Below are 24255 nucleotides of genomic sequence, written 5' to 3' on the forward strand. Positions count from 1 at the left end.
CCTGGGCTCAGTCGGGAAATGGGGTTGCAGCCGGACTACGGGGAGAAGACGTATCGGGGGAGCGGGAAGCTCGAGGGGAGGAAGGCGTTGATCACCGGGGGCGACTCCGGGATCGGGCGGGCTGTCGCACTGGCGTTCGCGCGGGAGGGTGCCGACGTACTGATTTCGTATCTTCCGAGCGAGGAGACCGACGCCCGCGAGACCTGCGGCCTGGTCGAGGACGCCGGTCGTAAGGCCGTACCGGTGGCCGGCGACATCCGCGAAGAACAGCAGTGTGTCGAGTTGGTCGATCGGGCGGTCTCCGAGCTCGGCGGGCTGGACGTCCTGGTCAACAATGCCGCCTACCAGATGTCGCAGGACGGGATCGCCGCGATCACCACCGACCAGTTCGACCGGGTGATGAAGACCAACGTGTACGCGATGTTCTGGTTGTGCAAGGCCGCGATCCCGCATCTGCCACCGGGCTCGACGATCATCAACACCACTTCGATCCAGGCCTACCAACCGTCCCCGCAGCTGCTGGACTACGCGACGACGAAGGCCGCGATTCTCAACTTCACCAGGGGACTGGCGCAGGAGCTCGCGCCCAAGGGGATCCGCGTGAACGCGGTGGCGCCCGGTCCGATCTGGACTCCGTTGATCCCGGCAACTCTGCCGGCGGACGCGGTGGACAAGTTCGGCGCGGACACGCCGCTGGGTCGCGCCGGTCAACCGGCCGAGCTGGCCGCGGCGTACGTCTTCCTGGCCTCCACCGACTCCAGTTACATCACCGGAGAACGCATCGGCATCACCGGCGGCAACCCGCTGCCCTAGAAGGCGATGGAGAGCAGGAACGATGATCGTTCGCTGCTCTCCATTCGTTCGGGGTCGGCGATGTCAACGGGAGATGTTCTGGACTGTTTCGCCGGTGGCCTTCTCGGGCATCGCGCGGGCGATGTCGGCCTGGGCGAGCATCCCGACCAGGTCGTGTCCGTCGATCACCGGGAGCCGCCGGATCTGGTGCTCGGTCATCGTCGCCAGCGCCTCTTCGATACTGTCGTCCGCGCCGATCGTGACCGGCTTCCCCTGGCCGAACTGACCGGCCAGAGCGGTCGCCGGATCGCCACCCTCGGCGAGGCAGCGGACCACGATGTCGCGGTCGGTGAGCACTCCCTTCAGCCGGTTGTCCTCACCACAGATCGGCAACATGCCGACATCGAGGTCGCGCATCTTGCGGGCCGCATCCACGAGTGTCTCGTTCTCACCGACGCACTCGGCACCGGCGGTCATCAGGTCCCGTGCCTTGGTCATCGTCTTCTCCACTTCTCTCGGGGATTGCCCAGCCGTCACTGGACAGCTGTGCGGTGCCCCTGCGGAGACGGCTCAAACCTGTCAGCGCCTCGGTGTCGGACCGGCTCGGCGAGGCCTTCAATCCATCGCCTGGTCGCGGCTGTCCTGGTCGAGGAGGCGGTTCACGGAGCGCTCCACGGTGGCGCGGGTCTTGTCGTCGTCGAGGTCTGTGCCGACCCGGTCGATCGCGCCGGCGATGGTGCGGCCGTGCTCGTACTGCTCGATCACCCGGGGGTCGACATAGGAGGCACGGGCCACGGTCGGGGTGTTGCCGAGATGGTCGGAGACCTCGTCGAGCATCTGCTTCACCGCGCCGTTCAGCGCCTTCTTCGTCGTCGGCGGATCGGCCTCGGCCAGGTCGACGGCGGCGTGCACGGTGGCGGTCCAGGTGCGCAGATCCTTGACCGTGTAGTCGTCGCCGACCAGTTCGTGGAAACGATCGTTGACCATCGCGGCGTCGATCTCGTGGTAGCCCGAGCTGTCGCGGTAGACGAGAAGTCGTGGACTGTCGTGCCTGGCCCGCTTGAGAGACCGGACCGCGGTTGCCAGCAGGTCGTCGTCCAGTTCGAGGGTGCGCCGCTGCCCACCCTTGGCCACGAAGTCGAACACGACCCTTCCCTTGCTGACCCGGACGTCCTCGCGCAGCAGGGTGGCCGCGCCGCGGCTGCCGTACTCCTCGGCGTAACGGGTGTTGCCGGTCCGGAAGACGCCGTAGTCGAGCATCCGCAAGGCAACGGCCAGCACGCGGCTCCGGCCGAGCCCCGGGGCGCACAGGTCCGCGTCGACGGCCTCCCGGAAGGCGGGCAGCTTACGCGCGAGACGCCGTACCCGGTCATGTTTGTCGGCGTCCTGAGCGGTGCGCCAGTCGTCGTGGTACAGGTACTGACGCCGGCCTGCCTCGTCCGTGCCGATGGCCTGGATGTGGCCGTTGGGATAGGGACAGATCCAGACGTCCTGCCAGGCCGGGGGGATCGCCAGCGTGCGGATCCGCTCCACCACGTCCGCGTTCTCGATCCGATGCCCCTCGGTGTCGAGGTAGCTGAAGCCGCTGCCGCGGCGCCGGCGGGAGAACCCCGGCTGATCAGGATGGCTTCGTCGAAGTCGCATGCAGTCTCGGTACCCAGGCCGCGAACGTCGTGCCCGATCTATTGCTGGACGACTCGGATCGTCTTGAATTCGGGATCGGCGGCGTCGGGGAGCACCATGGTCGCGGCGACCCCTGACCGCAGATAGTCGATCACCCCGGCGGAGATGCGTTCGCCCGGAACGATCGCGGGGATTCCCGGCGGGTAGGGGGTGATCTGCTCCACGGCGATCCGGCCGACCGCGTCCTTGACGTCGATGGTCTCCGGACGTGCGAAGTGCGCTTCGCGCGGCAGAATTGCTTGTTCGAGTTCGAGATCGCTCGGGTCCGGCAGCACGACCGACGAGGGCGCGGGCATCGGCGTACGGGTGAGTTCGGCCAGCGCCGCGACCAGTTGGTCGGCGTCCTCCTGGTTGTCGGCGAAGGTGAACTGGGCAAGGACGCGTCGGTGGTCGGACAATCCGACGTTGATGGCCTTCTGTTCCCGGAGCCAGTCGGCGGCCTGGTAACCGGAGATGCCGGCGTCGAGTACGTCGATCATGATCTGCAGGCGGTCCAGGTCGTGTGACGCCTCGTCGGAGATCAGCCTGTCCTCGAAGACCCGCAGGCCCGGTAGGCCGTCGATGTCGGTACGCACAGTCCGGGCCAGCTTGAGTGCGGCGCCCAGCAGTTCGTGACCGCCCAGTGCCATCTGGCGTCGCCAGCCGTCCATCGCGGCGTACAGCAGCACGTTCGGGCTGGTCGTGGAGAGCAGGTCCTCGCTCTCCTGCAGCCTGACCGGGTCGACGAGATCGCCTTGCAGGTGGAACACCGAGCCCTGCTCGAAACCCGCGCCCGCCTTGTGGATCGACACCACGCAGACGTCCGCGCCGGCATCCATCGCCCAGGTCGGCAGGTCGTCATGGAAGGGCAGGTGTGCTCCCCACGCTTCGTCCACAATCAGTGGTTTGCCCCTCTGGTGGCACAGCTGCGCGATCGACTGCAGATCACTGCAGGTCCCGTACGGCGAGGGACTGGTGACCAGGGCGCCGACTGCCTCCGGATTCTCCTCGAAGGCCTGATCGAAAGCTTGCGGGCTGGGCGGGTGCGCCAGATGCAGGTCGGTGTCCCACTTCGGCCGGACCCAAACCGGATGGATACCGGCCAGGACGAGTCCTGAAACCACCGACTTGTGGGCGTCACGGCCGATCAGCAGCTTCTCGCCCGGGGCGGCGACCGCCATCATGGCGCTCTTGACCGAGAGCGAACTGCCGCAGGTGGAGAAGAAGGCGTGCTTGGCACCGACCGCATCGGCCATCAGCTCCTGGGCCCGCGGCAGAATCTTTCCACTCGACTTCCGGTCGTCCAGACCTCCCGAGGCCAGCACGTCGGAGTAGAACACGTCAGCGCCGAGGACCTGCCGAACCAGCTCGTCGGCACCCTTGCCCTGCTTGTGCCCGGGCGGCGAGAAATTGCGATAGTTGCGGCGGTGGTACTCGCGCAACGCTTCGAGCACCGGCGCGGACGTCTGGTCGAGTTCGGTCATGGTCAACCGGTACCCACGGTGTCGGGCTTCACGCTTCGTCAGTGGCCGAAGGCATCTTTGAAGCTGTGCCGGCGACGCCGTCGATGATGCCTGCGGCAACTTCCGACAGCGTGCGGTGACGTTCCGCGGCCAGCGTCAGCAGCCGTTCGAACGCGGCGTCGACGGTCAGGTCCTCGGTGTACGCGAGCACGCCCTTGGCCTGCTCGATCACGATCCGTTCGGTCAAGGCGGTCCGCAGCTGCGCGACGACGTCGGTGGTGCGGACGGCTCCGGACTGCATGATGACGACGGTGGCGATATCGGAGAACGCCCGAGTGACCGGCTCCGCGCCGTCGGGGACCGATTCGCCCGCGTAGAACAGGTTCACCGCACCAAGTGTCTGTCCGCGCCACTGCATCGGATGTGCGTAGACGCTGCGGAAGCCGCGGGTATGGAACGGCTCCGCCAGCTCCGGCCACCGCCTGTCGAAGGCGGCGCCTTCGGCCAGCACCGGCCGGCCGCTGGCGATGGTGTCGGGGGCAGGGCCACGATCGAGCTGCGCCTGGTACAGCTCGATGTCTTCGGCCCGATGGCTGGTCGCGGCGAGGAATTCCAGCCGCCCGTCATCGGGGCGCCGGACGACGATACCGCTGCCGTCCGCGCGCAGGCACCGCTGGCAGCCGGCCAGCAGGTTGGTCACCGATCCGAGGATGTCATGGTCGGCGACCAGGACCGCGGTAGCGGCCGCGAGCTCCTGCACGGCGTGATCCCTGAGTGCGGCATCGAGCTGGCTGTTCATGATCCTCCTCTGAAGTCTAGTTCGCGATCCACGACCTGGCGTGCGGTTTCGGCCAGCGTGATGTTGTGTGCGTAGGCGTGGGCCCGCAGGATGGCCAACGCGTCGTCCGGTGGCAAGCGGAGCTGGCCGGTGATCATGCCGCAGGCCTGGTGGACCTGGGCGCGGGACGCCCAGGCGCTCTCGGCGGCGAATCCTTCGGCCGTCGGATCACGCAGTAGCGCGGCACCGACAGCATCGGCCAGGAACTGGGCGGCGTCGATCGGCTCCGGAAGCTCCCGATGGTCGGTGAGGTAGACGCTGATGACGCCGAAGGTGCCACCGGCCGGGCGCATCGGGAAGGAGTACATGTTCAGTTCCCCGACGGCCTGCCAGGCGGAGCGGGCGAACTCCGGCCAGCGCGGGTTGGGCTGGTTGTCCACCGCCAAGGTGAAATAGGTGCTGTATCTGAACGCGTCCAGGCAGGGCCCCTCGCCGGTGACGTCCTGGAGGTCTTCCAGCGTTGCCATCACCTGGTCGGTCGTCGACAAGGTCGTCCGGTTGGAAGTGGTGTTCTCTACCGTGATCGCCGCGCCGTCGGCCCCGAGGATCGACTGGCTCGCAGCACACAACCGGGCGGCCAGGTCGGTGTGAACGACATCCGCGGCCGCCAGCGTGGCGAGCCGGACGAACAGCCCTGCCCGGTCCGTCATCAGCCGGTCCCTTCGCGGTCGAGGTCGGCACGGACTGCGGCCAGCAGGATGGCCAGTGCCTCCCGGGTAGCCGTCTTGACGACGGTCGCCGGGTCACCAGTGAAGTGGTACTCGGAAGTCTCGGTGTGTCCGGGCCTGTGCACGGCTGCGAAAACGGTGCCGGCCGGGTGGCCCTCCTCGCTGTCGGGTCCACCGGCACCGGTGACGGCCACGCCGTAGTCGGCGTTCATCAGTTGTACGACGCCATCGGCCATCTGACGCGCGCAGTGCGCGGTGATCACCGGGCCAGGATCGACGCCGAGGACCTTGAACTTGATCTCGGACGCGTAGGCGGTGATTCCACCCGCGAACCACGCACTGGCCTCCGGCGCCGCGCCCAGCTCGCTCGCGATCCTCCCGCTGGTGAGTGATTCGGCCACGGCAACAGTGCCGTCGCTCTGCCGGAGACGCGCAGAGATTTCGGCGGCGATGGCAGCTGCCTCTTCGGACAGTTCCGCGGGCTGGTCGGAGTCAGGCAACGGGTTCCCCCTTCTATGGCGAGGTCGCGGTGAGGCCCCGGGCTATCTGGTACTGGCCGGCGCCGTAGGCAACCTTCAGCAGATAGGTCCGGAGCGGGAAGTCGTGACCGGCCAGCTGAGCGGCGATCAGGCTGTCGGACGCGAGGAAGAGTGCGCCGCCGAGCCCGGTACGCCCGCCGTACCACAGCGAGGTCACGGCCGTCGTGGTCAACATGCCGGCGTACGCCGCGATGGGCCCGCGATAAGCGCCCAGCCCGGGCCAGAGCGTGACCATCACCGCTATCGAGAGTACGGCGTACGCCAGCGGCACCAGGAGCGTCCGGCGTTTCGTGCCACGGCTGAACTCTCCGATATAGCAGGCGTGTGCCAGGGCGAACAGAGCCATTGCCGGCAGCAACAGATTGATCTCCAGCAGGACGTCGCCGACGGCGGAGGCCAGCAGCGCGGCAACGAGCAGCGGAGGCCCCTGCTGAGCACGTACCCAGGCGGCCAGCGACGGCATCAGGGCGGCCTTGGAGATCATTCGAAGGGCGCGCAGATCGAAGGCGACGGCCACCAGGTGGATCGTCGCACTCGCCCAGTAGGCCGTGAGCCGGCGGCGCGTACTGGTCAGTGTGGTGAGGCTCATTCCTTCTTCCCCGGTTCTCGAGGTTCCACTGAATGCCGGTGGGCTCGGGCACTCGTGACCGCCGGTACCCCAACAGTTACGGACTCACTCAGCCCGGCGGACATCTCATGAGTTCGGTTACGCAGCGTGTGCTTAACAGTCGCGGAAACCGGATCAGTGGCCAACGTCCTCGAGGAGGCTGAGACTGGACCTCCTGGGGCGGATGGTTACCCTTCCGTCAGTGATGCGGTCGATGTCGTTCCACGGCAGGTACCAGACGTTTCCGAGGCGGCGGTGGACCAGCCGGCGCAACAGCGCCGGGCCGACCCGGCGCTCGTAACCGAGCAGGCGGGTGGTGCGGTTCTCGACGATGATCAGGCCGTCGACCCGCAGCGCGCGGTTCATCGAGGCGAGGAGTGGTCCGTCCTGGACCAGTCGTACGTCGGCGACCCCGCCGATGTCGGCGCCGGTGCCGTCCGTCACCCGGTAACCGAGGAGTTCATTCAGCTGCATCGCCGGCTCCGGGGATGTGGTTGATGACGTGCTGCCGGACCCAGTCGTCGTGGCGGGTGAGGTCGAGATCCTGGTTGACGATCTTCACCGCGGTGTCGATCTCTGCAATCTGCGATGCCGGGATCCGTTCGCGGCCGGCGATCAGTGCAGTGACGACCGGTGGATCGGAGTCCAGGTCGAGTTCGACGTCGTCGACCTTGCCGAGGAGCCGGCCGTTGCGCTGGTCGATCAGCTGCCGGTCGAGCAGATGCAGTTGCGCGTGCAGGATGCGCCCGGTCATGTCATTGCCCCGCTCTCGTCACGATCATCAACGGTATGGCGGCGATCGACGCGATCACCAGAAGCGCCAGAAAGATCAGGCCGAGGAAATTGCTGACCCGCCCGTTCGTCTGCTCGCCGACGTAGTCGGGATCGTTGGCGATGATCAGGATCGGCAGATAGGTCAGCGGCAGCGCCATCGCGGCGAACACCACGGAGTACTCCGTCACCTTCACCGGGTCGACCGCCGTCATCAGGGTCAGCACCGCCAGCACCAGGCAGACGATCATCACGACATGGAACCGGGACGCCTCGCGCGGCCGGACGAACTTTCCCCACTGCCAGCCGCGGTACTGCGCGATGGTGTAGCCACACGACAGCGCCGTCTCCAATGCCGCTCCGAAGGTCGCGGCGAAAACGCCGAGGAGCACTATCGCCAGGCCAAGCTTGCCCAGGGCAACGGCAACGGGCAGGGTGACCTGCCCCAGTGTGCCGACCTGGATCCCGGCCGGCAGATACAGGACGGCCGCACAACCGGCGATCGCCAGCGACAGCAGACCACCGAGAGGAAACCCGAGAAAGACGTTGGTGCGGGCGGTCACTAGGTCACTCCTGGTCCACTTCTCCTCGACGCCGCCGGAGGAGAAGAAGAACACCTCGTACGGCGTCATCGCGGCACCGAACAGCGCGATCGCGTAGTACGCGTACGTCGACCAGCTCTCGTGGCCGATCGGATGCGGCCTCGTTGCCTGATGCATCAACTGACCCCAGTCCGGGCCGAGTTTGAACAGGGCGACCGCGAACACGACCAGGAGCAGGCCCAGCAGCCCGAAGGTTGTTTCCAGCTTCGAGAATTTCACCCGCCAGATCACCAGCCAGACCGCGAACGCGGCGAGCGGCATCCACAGCAGGTAGTGCACCCCGCTGGCCAGTTCGAAGGCCAGGGCGACACCGCCGATCTCGGCGATCAACGTCAGCAGGGTGACCAGGAACGAGGCCACCAGGGTCAGCAGCCCCGTCCGGCGGCCGAGTCTCTCCCTGATCAGGTCGAACACGGGCCGGCCCGACATCGCCACGACGCGGCCGGACATCTCGGCGTACAGGCAGATCCCGATCACGCCGAGCACGACCACCCAGGCCAGGTGCATACCGAACCGGGCGCCGACCAGGGCGTTCGTGACGAGGTCACCGATGTCGACGAATCCGCCGATCGCGGTCAGGATCCCGAGGGTGACGCCGAGGACCTTTTTCACTTGGCCAGCTCCCCGATGCGATCCAGTTCGTCGGAAGTCTTCTGCAGTTGCCCGGCCTGCTGGACGGCAGCTGCCAGATCGTCGTTGCCCAGCGCGATCCGGATCGCCGTGACCGCTGTCTCCGCGTCGTCCAGCACGTCGGTGACCTGTTCATAGGTCCGGCGGGACGCGTCCGTGGTGGGCTGTTGTGACGAGAAGGTGGTAGCTGCCTTGCCCACGGCCTTCTCGGCATCCTTGACCAGCTGTTCGGCAGGCTGCTGCCACAACCGCCCCGCCTGCAGTTGCTCGACGGCCAGCCGGGCGGTGTTCACCTCCGAAGCCGTCTCCCGCGCGGCTTGCGCCGCGGCTGAACGCATCTTCTGATCCGGGTCGCCGCAGCCCGCAAGGACCATGACAATCACCAGTACGCCGACCAGCCATCGAGGCCTCTGCCAACCCATGCCGGCACCGGTACCCCGGGTTACACCTACCCACGCGCAGCCGTTGCCCTCTACAACCGACCACGCCGGGTGTTAACTGCGGCCGAGCTGGGAACCGGTTCTCCATGACCGATTGTGACCAGGACGGCATCCGGCGGCGGACGGGCGGCGTACTCGTCAAGCTCGTCGCTGGGCTGTGTTGTTTGCTGGTGGTCGCGGGGTGTGAATCGACCGCTGACCGCCTCGAGATCAACATCCAGAGTCTGCAGAGCGATGCCACGGATGGTGCGGTGCTCGCCGGCGAGATCATCGCGGGACGCACGGACGCCAATTTCGCCCGGACCCACGCCCAGGAGCTCCAGGACGACACGACGCAGATCGAGAAGAACGTCTACGACCAGCGCCTGCCGGAGTACGACAAGCTTCAGCAGCTGGCCGACGACATCGGTACGGCGCTCGGCACGATCGCGGTGCGGCCCGATGACCGGTCGGTCGCGGAACAAGCCCAGACCACGCTCCGCAAGCTCGCGGACGACGCCGCCGGGATGATGCCATGAAGAAGTATCTCGGAGTAGCCCTCGGCGTCATCGCCGCGCTGGGCGGATTTCTCGACATCGGCGAGCTGGTCTTCAACAGTCAGGCGGGCGCGCTGTTCGGGTACCGCACACTCTGGGCGATTGTCGTCGGGGTCGTCATCAGCGTGGTGCTGGCCGAGCTCAGCGGCCGGGTCGCCATCGTGGCGAAGAAGGCCAACTTCGACCTGGTGCGCGACAGCTATCCGCGATGGTTGTCGACGGCAACTTTGGTGGCCGGTCTCGCGGTCTGCCTGATCACGCTGTCGGCCGAGCTCGGCGGGCTCGGCCTGATCCTGCACTACGTGCTCGGCTGGAACGAGGGCTTCTTCACCCTGATCGGGCTGCTGATCATCGTCGCTGCCAGTCTGCTGCTGTCGTTCAGCATGATCGAGCGCGTCTTCGGCTATCTCGGTCTCGGGCTGATCGTCTTCATCATCGCGGCCCTGCACCACGGGCCCGCCTGGCACGCGATCGGCTCGGGCCTGGTCCCTGGTGGCGGCAGCCTGCAGTACTGGTACTTCGTGGTCGGCATGATCGCCGCGGCGATGATGCCGTACGAGATCTACTTCTATTCGTCCGGCGCGATCGAGGAGAAGTGGACGACCGACGACATCGGGGTCAACCGGGCGAATTCCGGTCTCGGCTTCCCGCTCGGCGGTCTCCTCGGGGCCTCCTTGACGATCGTCGCCGCCCAGCAGCTGATGCCGCTGGAACTGACCCCGGACAGCCTGGCGACCGTCGTACAGCAAGCCCTGCACGAACTCGGCCCGGTCGCCTTCTACGCTGCCGTCATCGGAGCCTTCGCCGCGATCGGCGGCGCGACGATCGACAGCGCGTTCTCCTGCGGCTACGCCCTCGCCCAGCACCAGCGATGGTCCTGGGGTGAGAGCAAGGGCGTCCGCGGTGCGCCGAAGTGGTTCGGCACCATGCTCGCCGCTGCGGGCCTCGGGTTCGCCATCGTGCAGACCCGGGTCGACCCCGTCAACCTCACCGAGTACGCCGTGATCGCCTCCGCTGTCGCGATGCCGCTGTCCTTCTGGCCGATCGTCCGGGTCTCCCAGAACCGCGAGACGATGGGACGCTACGCCAGCGGCCCGGTCGCCCGTCCGCTGGCCTGGCTCTCGTACGCCGTGGTCTGCGTCGTCGCGATCGCCGGCCCGGTCCTGATGCTCCTGACCCACACCGGGGAACTGCACTGACGCCGCTGTCAGGTCCGGAGTGCCGTCACCGTGGCTTCCCGGGCGCGGCCCGGGATCACCGGCTGAAGCGGAAGTTCGGTGTCGTTGGTGATCTGCTCCAGATGCCGAAGGATGATTCCTTCCCGCAGCGCCCAGGGGCACAGATCGACCTGTTCGACGTTCAGGGCCTTCAAGGTGGTGTTGGCGATCACCGCCCCGGCAAGGATCTGATGGGCGCGGGAGGCCGAGACGCCGCGCAGGCGGGCCCGTTCCTCGGGCGTGAGCGCGGCCAGCCGCGGGATCCAGGACCTGATCTGGGACCGGGTGAGTCGCCGGGTGACGAACGGGCCCTTGCGTTGCGGGGCGCCACCGGCCAGCCGGGTGAGTTGCTTGAAGGTCTTCGAGGTGACGACGACCAGGCTCGGGCCGGCTTCCCAGCGGAGCCGATCGGCCACCTCGGCAAGGTTTTCGGCGACATGACGACGCAGGGCCTTGAGCTGCCGGGGCCGGTTGGGGTGCGCCGGCAGGAACTGCCGCGTCATCCGGCCGACGCCGACCGGGAGGGAGACGGCCAGGTTGGGCTCCGCGTCGCGGCCGAGGACGATCTCCATCGAGCCGCCGCCGATGTCGATCAGCAACAACCGGCCGGCCGACCAGCCGTACCAGCGGTGGGCGGCCAGATAGGTGAGCCGTGCTTCTTGCTCACCGGACAGGAACTGTGGTCGCACACCGGCCGCCGCCTCCACCTGGCCGATCACCTCGTCGCGGTTCAAGGCGTCGCGCACCGCCGACGTCACGAACGGATACAACTGATCGACCTGCTGCTCGACCGCGACCCGCATCGACCTGACGACGGCGTCGACGACCCGCTTGATCCCCTCCGGGCTGATGCAGCCGTCGGCGCCGATCTCCTCGCCCAGCAGGGTCGGGGTCTTCACCGCGAGCGCGGGCAGCGGAGGTGCGCCGGCCGCCACATCCACGATCTGGAGCTGCGCGGAATTGGATCCGATATCAAGAACTCCCAGACGCATGCTCTCAAGTACCCACTTCCAAGCGTCGCTACCATTTTCAGCCGCGCTTCTGGAGCCGAAACGTGCCTGGCGTCCAACGCTCTAGTGGTCAGGAGACCGGACGGGGGCCAGGAGATGGTCGGTGGTGACGGCGGCGACGGACAGGGTGCGGTAGCCGAAGTCGTCGAAGCGGACCACGATCCGGTCGCCCTCGTCACGCAGTACGACGCCGTCGCCGAACTCCTGGTGCCGGACGCGGTCGTTCAGCCGGTACGGCGAGCTGCCGGTGGACTCGGGTCGCCTTGGACCCGCTGCGCAGGTATCGCAGTTACCGCAGGGTTGATCGAGCTCCTCACCGAAGTACGACAGCAGGAACTGGCGCCTGCAGCTCCGGGTCTCGGTGTATTCCCGCATCATGTCGAGCCGCGACTGGGCGACCCGCTGAGTGGTCTCGCCCAGTGCCACGGCAGTTGCCAAGGCAGTGCTGGACCCGTCCACGAGACAGAGTCGGTTGCGCCGGTCGAAGCGGACGGCACCGGCCCGTTCCAACAGCGAACAGCAGCGGCCAACCATGCTCCTGGACAGCTGGAGGTGGTCGGCGAGCGCGGTTCGCAGTACCGGCTCAGCTGCTTCGGCGACGGCTGCGAGGACCTGGCCGACGGCCTTCTCCGGGGGTGGCGTGGAGGACAGGAAACGGCGAAGACCCAGATCGCCGGGCCGGTGGATCAGCAGCGCGCGGGACTTCTCCCCGTCCCGTCCGGCCCGGCCGATCTCCTGGTAGTAGGAATCCAGCGAGTCCGCCAGAGCGGCATGGATCACGAACCGGATGTCCGGTTTGTCGATGCCCATCCCGAACGCGGTGGTGGCGGTGACGATCTCCAGTTCGCCGGCCAGGAAGGCCTCGTGAGTGGCCGCCCGGTCGGCTTTGCGGAGCCCCGCATGGTACGGCGCGACGCGGCGGCCGCGCTCGGTCAGGGCGGTGGCGTACTCCTCCACGTCGCGGCGGGTCGCGGTGTAGACGATGCCGCACCCCGCCTCGGTGGAGGCCTGCTCCAGCACGAGTTCGCGGCGCGCGTCCGGATCTGCCGCGGTCCGGACGTCGAGGCGCAGATTCGGCCGGTCGAGGCCGGCCACGACGAGCGCGGGGGAGCGCATCCCCAACGCCTGCACGATCTCGTCCTGGACCGGCCGGGACGCGGTGGCGGTGAGCGCGAGCACCACAGGACGTCCGAGGGTCCGGACCGCATCGCCGAGCCGCAGGTAGTCGGGCCGGAAGTCGTGGCCCCAGGACGCGATGCAGTGGGCCTCGTCGACCACGAAGAGAGCCGGCTCCGCCGCCGCGAGCCGTTGCAGTACGTCGCTCTTCGCGAGTTGCTCGGGGGCGAGGAACAAGTACCGCAGCTCGCCCTTAGCCAGTGCCTCGTACACAGCCTCACGCTCCGAAACCGCGAGAGTGCTGTTGAGTTCACGAGCCACCGGCCGGCCGCGGCGTCGAGGAGCCCGATGACCTGGTCGTGCTGGAGCGAGATGAGCGGGCTGACGATCACTGCCGGGCCGTCGAGGAGCAGGGCCGGAACCTGGAAGATCGCCGACTTCCCGGCGCCGGTCGGCATCACCACGAGCGTGTCCTGCCCTGCCATCACCGCCGCCATCGCGGTCAGCTGGCCGGGTCGTAGCTCGTCCCAGCCGAATTGCTCCCGGGCAGTCTTCTGCAGAAGCTCTTGCACCCGAAACTCCTCTCTTGGACCGCGATGTCGCCCCACTGTGTCCAACTGCCGGGTTCGTATGCATCGCGCTGTGAAGAGTGAGAGCTCAAGCGCTGTTTCGGCGGGTTGTCCGGGGGTACTGAGCGGGCGCTCCGGCCGATGGGACTTCGGGAACGGCTGGAGACCCGGCGGGGATGGCCGGACAACGAGGCCAGGGGGACGGCCGGCGTGAGGTGCCGGCCATCCCCGCCACCTCGACCCATCAACCCATGGAGGCACCGATGACTACCAGTAGCCCGAGCGGGCGGGACGTGATCGACGTTCTGACTGCCGATCATCGCGAGGTCGAGGAACTGACCCGCGAGATTCTCGCCGCGACGGATGCCGACCGTCGGCGGGACTTCGCCGAACAGATGATCGCAGAACTCGTCCGGCATGCGGTGGCGGAGGAGATGTTCGTCTACCCGGCGATGCGCGACCACCTGCCGAACGGCGACCAGGCGGTCGAGCACGACATCGAGGAACACAAGGAACTCGAGTCCTTGATGAAGCAGATCGAGGGCACCGACGCGGGCGAGCCGGAGTTCCTCGAACTCATCACCAAGCTGCAGCAGGTACTGGCCGATCATGTGCTGGACGAGGAAGGCGAGCAGTTCCCGTTGCTGCGCCAGCACATCCCGGCAGACAAGTTGTCGGGCCTGGCCGACGAGGTCGAGGCGGCGAAGAAGGTCGCACCGACGCGGCCCCATCCGGCGGCTCCGAACAACGAACTGTTCCACAAGCTGGTCGGTCCCGGCGTGGGCTTCGTCGACCGCCTCCGCGACCGTCTCACCAACCGGCCGACCTGACGCAGCGCGGATGCAGAACCGGCTTGTTCGTCAGTCGCAACAGTGGGAGGTGGGCGGAGTGGGCGAGGCACCAGCACAAGCAGTTGAAACGGAGGCCGACGAGTACCGCCAAGGTGCTCCGCGGCCGTTGGGCGGCTATGCGATGGTGATGGCGCTCTTCTCCGGAGTGGTCGCCGTGGCCGGAGGAGTGGCCGCCGTCCGGGGAACGCAGCAGCGCCGGCTCACGCCGTACGAGCTGCTGTTGATGACCGCCGGAACGCACAAGCTCGCCAGGCTGGTGACCAAGGACGCGATCACCAGCCCGCTCCGCGTTCCTTTCACGCGGTACAAGGAGCCCGGAGGACCGGGAGAGGTGAACGAGGAAGTCAGGGAACAAGGCGAACTCCGGCATGCGGTGGGGGAGTTGCTGACCTGTCCGTTCTGCTTCTCGGTCTGGGTCGCCACGGGTTTCACTGTCGGTTTTTTGTTCGCGCCAGGGTTCACCCGGATGATGGCATCGGCACTGACCGCCGTCACCGGCGCCGACTACCTACAACTCCTCTACGCGCGCCTGCAGCAGGCCGTCGAGTGATCTGATTGCCACCCTTCGAGGCGTTCGAGGCGATGCTCAAGGCGGCCGGGAATTCTGCGCCGTGCGGCCAGGGCGGCCGGCAGTCGGGGTACGGCGGCCAGGATTGCCCGTAGGCCGACACCGCCGGCTCTCAGCGCCCGCCACGCCTGTCGGAGTACAACCCGCCACGGGCGCCGCATAGTTGCCGTGAGCAAATTGTTTCTGGTGATCCGCACCTGGTGTGCTTCTGGGTTCCCGCGCGACAGGGACGGATGATGGTGGACGACGATTTCCGGCACGTAGGCGAGTTGCCAGCCGGCCACCGCGAGGTCGAGCGCCAGCCGCTCCTCCTCGCCGCCGAAGAAGATCACCGGATCGAATCCCTGTGCCAACAGGAATGCATCCCGCCGCACCACTGCGGCGCAGGCCGCGAAACCGAGCACCGGCTTGCCATAGCCACCAGGGTCAGGAGGCAGCGGCGAGTCCGCCATCAGATCGCAGATCGGGTCCGGTTCGTTCTCCGGGCCGAGCAGGATCCGCGCCGCCAGCAAGCCGATCCGCGGGTGACCGTCCAGGATGCGGGCGGCGAGTTCCAACGCACCGGGTTCCCACCAGGAGTCGTCATCGGCGAAGGCGACGTACGGCGTGGTCGCGAGCGCGACGCCCAGGTTGCGTGCGGTCGCCCCGCGGTTGCGGTCCAGCCGAACCACCTGGACGGCCGGATGTCGTTGCTCGACCGCCTCGGCCGTGCCGTCGGTCGATCCGTTGTCGACGAGGATCACCGGCTGCCGATGGTGCCCGAGCGACTCCACCAGCTCGGACCTCCGGTTGCGGCTTGCCACGACAACGGTCACGGCCGACGACGGACTGTCCACCGGGGCTCGGTACCCGGGGGCGGCATCGGCATGCATGACGAGCCTGCTGGTGGGCACCCGGGAAGGGTGGAGGTGACAGCTCGTGAGGCTGACTGAGACTGCGGATGTCTGGTGGAAGAACGCGGTTGTCTACTGCTTGGACATCGAGACCTTTTTCGACACCGATGGTGATGGGTGCGGGGAGATCCGGGGCCTGTCGCAGCGGATCGACTATCTGGCCGAGCTCGGGGTGACATGCCTGTGGCTGATGCCGTTCTATCCGACGGCGGATCGCGACGACGGCTACGACATCACCGACTTCTACGGCGTCGACCACCGGCTCGGCACACATGGTGATCTGGTCGAGCTGCTCACGCTGGCGCAGGACCGGGGAATCAGGGTGATCGCGGATCTGGTCGTGAACCACACATCCGATCAGCATCCGTGGTTCCGGAGCGCACGCGAGTCGCGCAGTTCGAAGTACCGGGGCTGGTATGTCTGGCGTGACGAGCCGCCGGCCGATCAGCACGAGGGAGTGGTCTTCCCAGATAAAGAAAACAGCCTGTGGCAGTACGACGAAGCGGCGGGGCAGTACTACCTGCACCAGTTCTACAAGCAGCAGCCTGATCTCGACGTGGCCCATCCGGAGGTCCGCGAGGAGATCATCAGGATCATCGGCTTCTGGTTGCAGCTCGGCTTGTCCGGTTTCCGGGTTGACGCGGTGCCGTTCCTGCTGGATACGAAGGGCGCTCCGGATGCGGCCGACCTGCCGGATCCGCACGACTACCTGCGTGATCTGCGGGCGTTCCTGAGCCGCCGCCACGGTCAAGCTGTCCTGTTGGGCGAGGTCAACCTGGACTACGCCCAGACGCGTCAGTTCTTCGGCGACGAGGACGGCGACGAGCTGACGATGTGTTTCGACTTCATCGGCATGCAGAAGCTGTTCCTCTCGCTGGCGCGCCAGGATCCGACCGAGCTGATCGAGGCGTTTCAGCAGCGCCCGGTTGCGCCGGAGGAGGGCCAGTGGGGCATGTTCGTGCGGAACCACGACGAGCTGACGCTGGACAAGCTGACCGACGACGAGAGGCAAGAGGTCTTCGCCGCCTTCGGGCCGGAGGAGGACATGCAGCTCTACGGCCGTGGCCTTCGCCGCCGGTTGCCGACGATGCTCGGCAACGATCTGAGGCGGATCAAGATGGTCTACAGTCTGCTGTTCTCCCTACCCGGTACGCCGGTGCTCTTCTACGGCGAGGAGATCGGTATGGGCGAGAACCTTGCTGTGGAAGGGCGAAACGCCGTACGGACCCCGATGCAGTGGACCGGTGGAGTCAACGGAGGCTTCTCGACGGCCGATCCCGACGCGCTGTGCAGGCCGATGGTGGACGGTGAGTTCTCACCATCGCAGGTGAACGTCGCGGACCAGCGTCACGACCCGGACTCGCTGCTGAACTGGATCCAGCTGCTGATCCGCCGCTACCGGGAGACCCCTGAGCTGTCCTGGGGCAGCTGCACCATCCTGAAATTGGGGGCGCCGTCCGTCTTCGCCCACCGGTCGGACTACGAGAATGGCTCGGTGATTGCCGTCCACAACTTCTCCGGTACGCCGGTCGACGTCACCATCCCGGTCGAGGGCACCGGCGTCGGTCTCCAGCTCGCCGACCTGCTCACCGGCCGGACCATCGCGGTCGACCTGGATGGCACTGTGCAGCACCACCTGCCGGCGTACGGCGCTTGCTGGCTGCGCGTCCTGCGGCCCGAGGACCGGTATCTCGTGTGATTGGAACTTGATTGCGGAGGGTACTGGCGCCGATACAAGGCGTAACGATGTTGCGCAAGGCAAACAGGGTACGAAGGGCGGAGTGACTCATGAGATCGATCAGGCGGATGGTTGCGATCGTGGGTGTGGTGGCGGCGGTGGCGGTCGGCGGTACGACGGTGGCCAGTGCGCAGAACGTTGGTGTGCAAGGCGAGGGCGAGGTGGCGTGCGGCTACGACTATGGCAAGTGCGTTACCCAGTGGTACGACTACGTTCTCGTCAAGAACTACATCGTCAGCAAGATCTACTACCGCGGCGGCGGCTACCACTTCTACTGGTGGAACTGAGCATTCAGGGGAGTTGATGGTGGATCACCAGGTCCGGGTGATGACGTGGAATATCTGGTGGCGCTTCGGCCCCCGGTGGCAGGAGCGCCAACCCGGCATCCTCGAAACCATCCGCCGGTTCACCCCGGACCTGGTCGGTCTCCAGGAGGTGTGGGGGACCGACGCGGTGACGCAGGCCGATGAACTGGCCGATGCCTTGGGGATGTCCGCCGTCTTCGCCGCACCCTCGTACCCGTCGGCACCCGATTCCCCGGAGAGACCGGACCAGGCCGGCGTCGAACTGGGGGTCGCGCTGCTCAGCCGGTGGCCGATCACGCGGTACGACGCCATCGCGATGCCGTCCCGTCATCGTGCCTGGGATCCGGTCGTCCTCAAAGCCACCGTCGCTCATCCCGCGGGACCTCTGCCGGTGTTGGTCGCCTGTCTGGAGCACGCGACGACCTACAGCGACGATCGGCTGGCTCAAGCCGGTCTGCTGGCCGATCTTGCGACCGATCCGGCGACGGACGGGCCGTGTCCTTCGCTGGTGATCGGCGACCTGAACGCGGCTGCCGACAGCGCCGTACTCCGGCCGCTGCGCGAAGTACTGATCGATGCGTGGGTAGCCGGCGGTGGAGCCCCGGACGCGATCACGTTGCCGTCCAGTCATCCATCGGCGCCGCTCGAAGCGGGTCCGGAACTGGTCGACCAGCGGATCGATCACATCTTCTACCGACCCGGCCATGAGAACCAGTTGGTGAACGTGGAGTCGGCGACGATCGCCGGTGACCCGGTCGACGGGGTCTATCCGTCCGACCATCGGTCAGTCGTCTGCGATCTGCGCTGGCACGACAGGTAGCCGCACAGGTTTCGGATTGCCGGGCGGGCGTACGGGTACTGCGAGAGGACCAACCCGTGCACGTCTTGGGAGGAAGCTGAAATGGGTAACACCACTGAGTCGATCGATGTCGAGGCACCGATCACCGCGGTCTACAACCAGTGGACGCAGTTCGAGTCGTTCCCGGAGTTCATGGACGGCGTCGACAAGGTCGAGCAGCTCGACCCAACCCACACGCACTGGGTGACGAGCATCGCCGGGGTCACCCGCGAGTTCGATGCGACCATCACCGAGCAGCACCCCGAAGAGCGGGTCGCCTGGACGTCGGACACCGAGCCGCGGCACGCCGGAGTGATCACCTTCCACCGCATCGACGACACCACGACGCGGGTGACGGCCCAGATGGACCTGGAGCCGGAAGGCCTCGCCGAGCAGGTGGGCGACAAGGCCGGCCTGATCAGCCATCGGGTCAAGGGAGACCTGAAGAACTTCAAGGAGTTCATCGAGAAGCGCGGCCACGAGACGGGCGGCTGGCGCGGGGATGTCGAACGGCCATGACGTCAGTACTGATCACCGGTGCGGGCAGCGGGATCGGAGCGGCCACGGCACTCCGCCTCGATCGGGCCGGGATCCGGGTGTTCGCCGCGGTGCACAACCCGGTCGACGGCGAAATCCTTGCCAGGCAGGCGTCTCCCGGTCTCAGTGTGCACACCGTTGACGTCACCGATCGTGCCTCGGTCGAAGGTCTGGCCGAGGCGGTGGCGTCCGAGCTCGCCGGGGACGCACTGACTGCGGTCGTCAACGTGGCGGGCGAAGGGATCGCGGGTCCGCTCGAACTCCTGCCGATCGACAGCCTCCGGCATCAGCTGGACGTCAACGTGGTCGGTTCGGTCGCGGTGACCCAGTCGGTCCTTCCACTGCTTCGGCGTGGCCGAGGTGGCCGGGTGGTGTTCGTCGGCTCGGTGGGTGGCCTGGTGTCAGTGCAACTGGCCGGCGCTTACCACGCTTCGAAGTACGCGATCGAAGCCATCGGTGACGCCTGGCGTCAGGAGCTGGCGCCGGAGGGGATCTCGGTGTCGATCGTCGAACCCGGACCGATCGCGACGCCGTTGTGGGCCAAGGCGGTGCAGACCCTGGACCGGCTGCCGGCCAGTGAACGGTACGCCGAACGCATCGACGCCTTCCGTGAGTCCTTGCGCAGCGCGTCCAAGAACGGCGCGAATTCGGCCAAGGTCGCCGCGGCGATAGAACACGCGGTCACGGCGCCGAAACCGCGCACCCGCTATCCGGTCGGCGCTGCAGCGGTGATGCTGCCCAAGGTCCGTCGCCTGATTCCGGATCGCCTGTTCGACAAGGCGGCACAGCGGGTCACGGCCACGGCATCACGACGCGACTGACGACAAACCCGCGGAGCTGATGAACGGCTCCGCGGGCGGTTGACGCCGGTTTGGGTTCGGGTACCGGCTGATCAGATTTCGGTGGTGGTACGGAAGTGTGCCACTTCACTCTCATTCCTGTTGCGAGGCAGAGAGATACGGCACCGACCTGCTGATCAGGCACTCGCCTCGCGACGACCATCACATCTCCTAGAGGAGTAGTTGCATGTCGTCCTTCACGAACAATCAAGCAGACGTTGGCAGTCCGCCCGCGGACGGCGTTACCGCGACAGCCCGGGACGAAGCCGGACAGCTGAAGGAGACTTCGGCACAGGCTGCGCACCAGGTGGCGGAATCCGTTAAGGACAAGGCGTCCTCCGTGACCTCGGATGCCCGCGAGCAGACCCGCCGGCTGGCCGCGCAGACGCGGGACGAGCTGATCGGCCAAGCCGGCCAGCAGAAGGAGCGGGCCGTCGGCAGTCTTCGCGCGGTAGGCGACGAGCTGCGGGGGATGGCCGAGCACGGTCGGTCCGGACTAGGCGCCCAGTTGGCGAACCACGGCGCCGACTTCACGACCCAGGCCGCGGACTTCCTGCAGCACCATGAGCCCGGCGAACTGCTGGACGAGGTGCGTGGCTTCGCACGGCGCAAGCCCGGCACGTTCCTGCTGCTGGCAGCCGCCGCCGGCGTCGTCGCTGGCCGCCTGACCCGCGCGCTCGCAGCCGGTGACACTGGTTCGCCCGGCAGTTCGAGCAGTTATCCGTCGGCGAATGGCCTCAGCACTTCGGCGAACGGTCTCAGTACGCCGGCGCAGGCCGACGATGAGTACCTGGTGCCACCGACGTCGACCCCGATGAGCGCTCCGCCGATCGGCGAAACCGCGCCGCCGCCGCCGACACCGACGCCGGTCGCGCCGGACCCGGATCCGGGCGCTCCGGTGACGCCTCGTTTCGGGCCGGGGCAGGTGCAGTGAGATGACCGTCGACGGATCACCGCCCGGCAGCAGCACGCATCGGCCTTCGGTCGACGAGTCGGTCGGCGAGCTGGTGACGCAGTTGACCAATGATCTGGGCCAGCTGACCCGCCAGGAACTGGCGCTGGCCAAAGCCGAACTCCGTGCAGAGGCGAAGAAGGCAGGCAAGGGCGCAGGGATGCTCGGCGGCGCGGCTTTCGCCGGCTGGATGGTCGCGCTGTTCCTCTCGCTCACGGCGATGTGGGCGCTGGACGAGGCGATGGATCTCATCTGGTCGGCGCTCATCGTCGCGGTCATCTGGGCCGTTGTCGCCGCCGTACTGGGGTTGACGGGCCGCAAGGAGCTCCAGGAGGTCAACCCCACACCCGACCAGACGGTCGAATCACTCAAGGAGGACGCGAAATGGCTGAAGACCCGGAAGAACTGAAGCGCAGGATCGAGCACACCCGGCGCAATGTCGGCCGCGACGTCGACGCCCTGACCGAGAAGGTCAGCCCCAGCCGTGTCGTCGGCCGCCGGGTCGAGCGTGCCCGCGGTGGCGTCCACCGGCTGAAGGAGCACGTGATGGGCACCGCCGAATCGGCCGGTGGATCGGTCGCCGATACGGCCGGATCAGCAGTCGCGACGATGCAGGAGGCGGGCAGCAAGGTCGGCGACGCAGTCGGTTCGGCGCCGCAGATGGCGCGGTCCAAGACGCGCGGTACGCCGTTGGCCGCCGGCTTGATCGCCTTCGCGGCCGGCTGGGTCGTCTCCTCCGCTCTGCCTGCGTCGACGCAGGAGCGTGAGATCGCACAGGACGCGAAGGACAAGGCGATGGAAGCCGCCGGTCCGGTGAAGGAACAGGCCGCGCAGGTTGCCCAGGAGATGAAGGAACATCTCCAGGAGCCGGCGCAACAGGCGGTCGAGAACGTCAAACAGTCCGCGTCCGAGGCCGCCACCGAGGTTGCCGACGAGGGTCGCTCGGCCGCTCAACAGGTCGCCGAGGGGGCCAAGGACTCGGCCGGCAACGTTCGCCAGGCCGGCTCACCGAGCTGATGATCGACGAGCGACGGCCGGAGGTCCCGGGAGTCGATGCCGACAAGCCCAGCCAGATCCCTGCGAAAGGATGGTGGCAGGTCAGCCGGCGCGCGTGGCGGGAGGCCAAGACCGATCAGGTGCCGCTGCTCGCGGCCGGGGTGGCCTTCTTCGCCTTTCTTTCGCTGTTTCCGGCCGTCGTCGCCGCAGTACTGACCTATGGGCTGGTCGCGGACCCTGCTCAGATCCGTCGCCAGGTGGAGGATCTGAGCAAGGCGATGCCGGCGTCGGGGCGCGATCTGCTGCTTCAGCAGCTCGACGCTCTGACGTCGGCGCCGCGCCAGAGCCTGGGAATCGGTGTCGCCGTCGCCGTGGTGGCCGCATTGTGGAGTGCCTCGGGCGGGGTCGGCTACTTGCTGACCGCGGTGAACCTCGCGTACGACGAGGAGGAGACGCGCGGCTTCGTCCGCCGGAAACTGCTGGCCTTGGGGATGACGCTCGGCGCGATCGTCTTCGTTCTTCTCGCGATCGCCCTGTTCGCGGCAGGAGCGGCGATCGGGAGTGACGTGGTCACGCCAGTGCGCGTCGCACTCGCTGCTGCACGTCTGTTGCTCGCCGTGATTCTGATCACCGTGGCTCTCGCGGTCGTGTACCGGCTCGGGCCGGATCGCGATGCTCCGCGGTTCCGCTGGATCTCTGTCGGGGCGGTTGTCGCGACGGTGATCTGGCTGCTCGCATCGATCGGCTTCTCGGTGTACGTCGAGACGTTCGGCAACTACGCGAAGACCTACGGCAGCCTGGCCGCTGTGGTGGTCCTGTTGCTGTGGCTCTGGCTGACCGCGTACGCCGTACTGCTGGGAGCCGAGATCAACGCCGAGGCGGAGCAGCAGACGGCTCGAGATACCACGCGAGGGGAGCCGCGGCCCCTCGGCGAGCGCAACGCGGTCAAGGCCGACTCGATCCCACAGTAGAAACCGGCCGCTGCAAGCTGTGCAGCGGCCGGTTCGTTGGGTCAGCTGCTCTTGGCGGCTGCCTTGCCGCCCTTGCGGCCGGCTTCCTTCTTCTGGGCGGTGGTGCCGCCTTGGCTGCTGTCGCCGCCCTTGCCGCTCTGCTTGCCGCCGTGTTCGCTCGCCTTCGGTGAGTTGGCGATCTTGGCGGCGCGCTCCTTGGACATTCCCTTGTCCTTGAGGGCTTCGTACTGCTTCTCGTTCTTGACGTTCGACGACTTTCCAGGCATCGCCCTCTCCTTCCCGCGGTAGTTACTCCTCGGCTGCGCTCTGAACCTTCTTCTGGAGTTGGTCCTTGGACAGGCCAGCGGTTCCGGACAGATCGGCGTTGCTGGCCTGCTGGGCCAACTGCTCCTTGGTCATGTCGCCGGGCTGCTCGCCGAGGTGTTCCTTGCGGCTGGCGGCAAAGGCCTCACCGAGCTCGCTGCGGCGCTCGTCCGACAGGTTGGCGCGCATCCCCGGCAGGACCTTCGTCTCTTCCTCCTCGACGTGATGCGACACCGCGTCGATGAGGTTCTGCAGTGCCTTGTCGAAATCCGCTGACGTCGGGTCGGTCTGCGCCAGCTTGGCCAGCAGTTGGTCGGCCTCGATGTGCTCCTGCTGGCTGTGCGAGACCTCTTCCTTCTCGCCCGCCTCCGCCGCTGCGACCGGGTACACCTCGGCCTCTTCGGCCCGGCTGTGCGCGGTCAGCAGAGTGGTCAGCACCGGCAGTAGATTCGGGCGCTTCTCAGGTTCCTCCTTGAGCTCGTCGAACAGCCGTTCGACCTCACGGTGGTCCTGCATGATCAGATCGACAACGTCCCCGGACATCTGGTGATCCTTTCGGTTCGGAACTTCGCAGCCGCCCTGTACCCCGCCCTAATCGGTCTTTAACGCTGCGTATTTGTCACCAGCCTGCGATGAAGATGCAGAAGATGTGCCCGACCGGGTCGGCGAGCACCCGCACACCTTCCTCCTGCGGCTGCCAGTCCATCAGCGTCGCGCCGGCGTCGACGGCCCGCTGTTGGGTGGCCTCGAGATCGGTGACCTCGAAATCGAGGTGGATCTGCATCTGCTGCACGTCGGTCTTGCTGGGCCAGGTCGGCCGCTGGTGGTGCGGTTCGCGCTGGATGGAGAGCTTGCTGCTGCCGGCCGGTCCCTCCAGCGACACCCAGTTCTCGTCGGCTTGGACGATCTTCCAGCCGAGCAGCCGGTGATAGAAGTCGGCGAGCGCTGGCGGCTCGGGTGCGTCCAGGACGATGCCCGCGAGCGGGATCGGCTCTGTCATCGGA

The 24255-nt window shown here is 67.1% G+C and carries 31 protein-coding genes and 1 pseudogene; 14 read left to right on the forward strand and 18 right to left on the reverse strand.

Annotation, left to right across the window (positions count from 1 at the left end):
• Positions 1–18: 18 nt before the first annotated feature.
• The gene (locus ABZ004_RS08590) at positions 19–813 is read left to right on the forward strand and encodes an SDR family oxidoreductase (RefSeq protein WP_355679148.1); all 795 of its coding nucleotides are present in this window, start codon (positions 19–21) and stop codon (positions 811–813) included.
• A gap of 63 nt (positions 814–876) precedes the next feature.
• Here ABZ004_RS08590 and ABZ004_RS08595 read toward each other — a convergent pair whose 3' ends face one another.
• The 11 genes from ABZ004_RS08595 to ABZ004_RS08645 form a co-directional block, all read right to left on the reverse strand.
• Positions 877–1290 carry a CBS domain-containing protein gene (locus ABZ004_RS08595; protein WP_355679149.1) on the reverse strand — a complete coding sequence of 138 codons (414 nt, stop codon included), beginning with the start codon at positions 1288–1290 and terminating at the stop codon, positions 877–879.
• Positions 1291–1407: 117 nt separating this feature from the next.
• Positions 1408–2436, reverse strand: a complete 1029-nt coding sequence (locus tag ABZ004_RS08600) for a DNA topoisomerase IB (RefSeq protein ID WP_355679150.1) — start codon at positions 2434–2436, stop codon at positions 1408–1410.
• Between the two features lie 38 nt (positions 2437–2474).
• Positions 2475–3938, reverse strand: a complete 1464-nt coding sequence (locus tag ABZ004_RS08605) for an aminotransferase class I/II-fold pyridoxal phosphate-dependent enzyme (RefSeq protein ID WP_355679151.1) — start codon at positions 3936–3938, stop codon at positions 2475–2477.
• Positions 3939–3966: 28 nt separating this feature from the next.
• On the reverse strand, positions 3967–4716 hold the full coding sequence (locus ABZ004_RS08610; protein ID WP_355679152.1) for a GAF and ANTAR domain-containing protein: 750 nt from the start codon (positions 4714–4716) through the stop codon (positions 3967–3969).
• Positions 4713–5405 (reverse strand): ANTAR domain-containing protein, encoded by a 693-nt coding sequence (locus ABZ004_RS08615; protein WP_355679153.1) that lies wholly within the window; start codon positions 5403–5405, stop codon positions 4713–4715. The genes ABZ004_RS08610 and ABZ004_RS08615 overlap by 4 nt, the downstream gene beginning before the upstream one ends.
• Entirely contained in the window at positions 5405–5923 is a 519-nt protein-coding gene (locus ABZ004_RS08620; protein ID WP_355679154.1) for a CinA family protein, read from the reverse strand. The genes ABZ004_RS08615 and ABZ004_RS08620 overlap by 1 nt, the downstream gene beginning before the upstream one ends.
• 13 nt (positions 5924–5936) lie before the next feature.
• Positions 5937–6551: a lysoplasmalogenase gene (locus tag ABZ004_RS08625; protein WP_355679155.1), complete on the reverse strand. Its 615-nt coding sequence runs from the start codon at positions 6549–6551 to the stop codon at positions 5937–5939.
• Between the two features lie 153 nt (positions 6552–6704).
• Positions 6705–7043, reverse strand: coding sequence for a hypothetical protein (locus tag ABZ004_RS08630; RefSeq protein WP_355679156.1), 339 nt, complete (start codon positions 7041–7043; stop codon positions 6705–6707).
• Positions 7030–7323, reverse strand: coding sequence for a hypothetical protein (locus ABZ004_RS08635; protein ID WP_355679157.1), 294 nt, complete (start codon positions 7321–7323; stop codon positions 7030–7032). Before ABZ004_RS08635 ends, ABZ004_RS08630 begins: the two co-directional genes overlap by 14 nt.
• A gap of 1 nt (position 7324) precedes the next feature.
• Complete coding sequence (locus ABZ004_RS08640) at positions 7325–8554, reverse strand: divalent metal cation transporter (RefSeq protein WP_355679158.1); 1230 nt, start codon at positions 8552–8554, stop codon at positions 7325–7327.
• Positions 8551–8994, reverse strand: coding sequence for a hypothetical protein (locus tag ABZ004_RS08645; RefSeq protein ID WP_355679159.1), 444 nt, complete (start codon positions 8992–8994; stop codon positions 8551–8553). Before ABZ004_RS08645 ends, ABZ004_RS08640 begins: the two co-directional genes overlap by 4 nt.
• A gap of 104 nt (positions 8995–9098) precedes the next feature.
• Here ABZ004_RS08645 and ABZ004_RS08650 point away from each other — a divergent pair, with 104 nt between their 5' ends.
• Complete coding sequence (locus ABZ004_RS08650) at positions 9099–9530, forward strand: hypothetical protein (RefSeq protein WP_355679160.1); 432 nt, start codon at positions 9099–9101, stop codon at positions 9528–9530.
• Positions 9527–10747 (forward strand): divalent metal cation transporter, encoded by a 1221-nt coding sequence (locus tag ABZ004_RS08655; RefSeq protein WP_355679161.1) that lies wholly within the window; start codon positions 9527–9529, stop codon positions 10745–10747. The genes ABZ004_RS08650 and ABZ004_RS08655 overlap by 4 nt, the downstream gene beginning before the upstream one ends.
• An 8-nt stretch (positions 10748–10755) precedes the next feature.
• On the opposite strand, the gene ABZ004_RS08660 is transcribed toward ABZ004_RS08655, so the two are convergent.
• The 3 genes and pseudogenes from ABZ004_RS08660 to ABZ004_RS08670 form a co-directional block, all read right to left on the reverse strand.
• Positions 10756–11757 carry a Ppx/GppA family phosphatase gene (locus ABZ004_RS08660; RefSeq protein ID WP_355679162.1) on the reverse strand — a complete coding sequence of 334 codons (1002 nt, stop codon included), beginning with the start codon at positions 11755–11757 and terminating at the stop codon, positions 10756–10758.
• Between the two features lie 81 nt (positions 11758–11838).
• Positions 11839–13164, reverse strand: a complete 1326-nt coding sequence (locus tag ABZ004_RS08665; protein WP_355679163.1) for a RecQ family ATP-dependent DNA helicase — start codon at positions 13162–13164, stop codon at positions 11839–11841.
• Positions 13165–13298: 134 nt separating this feature from the next.
• Positions 13299–13388, reverse strand: a pseudogene (locus ABZ004_RS08670) (DEAD/DEAH box helicase); the annotation flags it as partial.
• A 335-nt stretch (positions 13389–13723) separates the two neighbouring features.
• Between ABZ004_RS08670 and ABZ004_RS08675 the strand changes: the two are divergent.
• Together ABZ004_RS08675 and ABZ004_RS08680 are read left to right on the forward strand one after the other, a co-directional pair.
• Entirely contained in the window at positions 13724–14290 is a 567-nt protein-coding gene (locus tag ABZ004_RS08675; RefSeq protein WP_355679164.1) for a hemerythrin domain-containing protein, read from the forward strand.
• Positions 14291–14348: 58 nt separating this feature from the next.
• On the forward strand, positions 14349–14861 hold the full coding sequence (locus ABZ004_RS08680; RefSeq protein ID WP_355679165.1) for a DUF1360 domain-containing protein: 513 nt from the start codon (positions 14349–14351) through the stop codon (positions 14859–14861).
• On the opposite strand, the gene ABZ004_RS08685 is transcribed toward ABZ004_RS08680, so the two are convergent.
• The gene (locus ABZ004_RS08685) at positions 14831–15772 is read right to left on the reverse strand and encodes a glycosyltransferase (protein ID WP_355679166.1); all 942 of its coding nucleotides are present in this window, start codon (positions 15770–15772) and stop codon (positions 14831–14833) included. The genes ABZ004_RS08680 and ABZ004_RS08685 overlap by 31 nt on opposite strands.
• Positions 15773–15797: 25 nt before the next feature.
• On the opposite strand from ABZ004_RS08685, the gene ABZ004_RS08690 reads away from it, so the two are divergent.
• The 9 genes from ABZ004_RS08690 (at position 15798) to ABZ004_RS08730 (ending at position 22948) form a co-directional block, all read left to right on the forward strand.
• A complete protein-coding gene (locus ABZ004_RS08690) occupies positions 15798–17471 on the forward strand; it encodes an alpha-amylase family protein (protein WP_355679167.1) in 1674 nt (557 codons plus the stop codon).
• 89 nt (positions 17472–17560) lie between these two features.
• Positions 17561–17797 carry a hypothetical protein gene (locus ABZ004_RS08695; protein ID WP_355679168.1) on the forward strand — a complete coding sequence of 79 codons (237 nt, stop codon included), beginning with the start codon at positions 17561–17563 and terminating at the stop codon, positions 17795–17797.
• Positions 17798–17816: 19 nt separating this feature from the next.
• The gene (locus tag ABZ004_RS08700; protein ID WP_355679169.1) at positions 17817–18635 is read left to right on the forward strand and encodes an endonuclease/exonuclease/phosphatase family protein; all 819 of its coding nucleotides are present in this window, start codon (positions 17817–17819) and stop codon (positions 18633–18635) included.
• Between the two features lie 81 nt (positions 18636–18716).
• Positions 18717–19172 carry an SRPBCC family protein gene (locus ABZ004_RS08705; RefSeq protein ID WP_355679170.1) on the forward strand — a complete coding sequence of 152 codons (456 nt, stop codon included), beginning with the start codon at positions 18717–18719 and terminating at the stop codon, positions 19170–19172.
• Positions 19169–20011: an SDR family oxidoreductase gene (locus tag ABZ004_RS08710; RefSeq protein ID WP_355679171.1), complete on the forward strand. Its 843-nt coding sequence runs from the start codon at positions 19169–19171 to the stop codon at positions 20009–20011. The genes ABZ004_RS08705 and ABZ004_RS08710 overlap by 4 nt, the downstream gene beginning before the upstream one ends.
• Before the next feature lie 205 nt (positions 20012–20216).
• Positions 20217–20963 carry a hypothetical protein gene (locus ABZ004_RS08715; protein WP_355679172.1) on the forward strand — a complete coding sequence of 249 codons (747 nt, stop codon included), beginning with the start codon at positions 20217–20219 and terminating at the stop codon, positions 20961–20963.
• 1 nt (position 20964) lies between these two features.
• Entirely contained in the window at positions 20965–21390 is a 426-nt protein-coding gene (locus ABZ004_RS08720; RefSeq protein ID WP_355679173.1) for a phage holin family protein, read from the forward strand.
• Positions 21366–21998, forward strand: a complete 633-nt coding sequence (locus ABZ004_RS08725; protein WP_355679174.1) for a DUF3618 domain-containing protein — start codon at positions 21366–21368, stop codon at positions 21996–21998. The genes ABZ004_RS08720 and ABZ004_RS08725 overlap by 25 nt, the downstream gene beginning before the upstream one ends.
• Positions 21998–22948, forward strand: a complete 951-nt coding sequence (locus ABZ004_RS08730) for a YihY/virulence factor BrkB family protein (RefSeq protein ID WP_355679175.1) — start codon at positions 21998–22000, stop codon at positions 22946–22948. The genes ABZ004_RS08725 and ABZ004_RS08730 overlap by 1 nt, the downstream gene beginning before the upstream one ends.
• A gap of 41 nt (positions 22949–22989) precedes the next feature.
• Here the strand turns inward: ABZ004_RS08730 and ABZ004_RS08735 are convergent, their stop codons facing one another.
• The 3 genes from ABZ004_RS08735 to ABZ004_RS08745 all read right to left on the reverse strand — a co-directional run bounded on the left by ABZ004_RS08735 (position 22990) and on the right by ABZ004_RS08745 (position 24251).
• Positions 22990–23214: a hypothetical protein gene (locus tag ABZ004_RS08735; RefSeq protein ID WP_355679176.1), complete on the reverse strand. Its 225-nt coding sequence runs from the start codon at positions 23212–23214 to the stop codon at positions 22990–22992.
• 22 nt (positions 23215–23236) lie between these two features.
• On the reverse strand, positions 23237–23794 hold the full coding sequence (locus ABZ004_RS08740) for a hemerythrin domain-containing protein (protein WP_355679177.1): 558 nt from the start codon (positions 23792–23794) through the stop codon (positions 23237–23239).
• 76 nt (positions 23795–23870) lie between these two features.
• Positions 23871–24251, reverse strand: a complete 381-nt coding sequence (locus ABZ004_RS08745; protein ID WP_355679178.1) for a VOC family protein — start codon at positions 24249–24251, stop codon at positions 23871–23873.
• Positions 24252–24255 lie beyond the last annotated feature (4 nt).

Origin of the sequence: Kribbella sp. NPDC006257, assembly GCF_040613535.1 — a bacterium.
Classification (GTDB): domain Bacteria; phylum Actinomycetota; class Actinomycetes; order Propionibacteriales; family Kribbellaceae; genus Kribbella.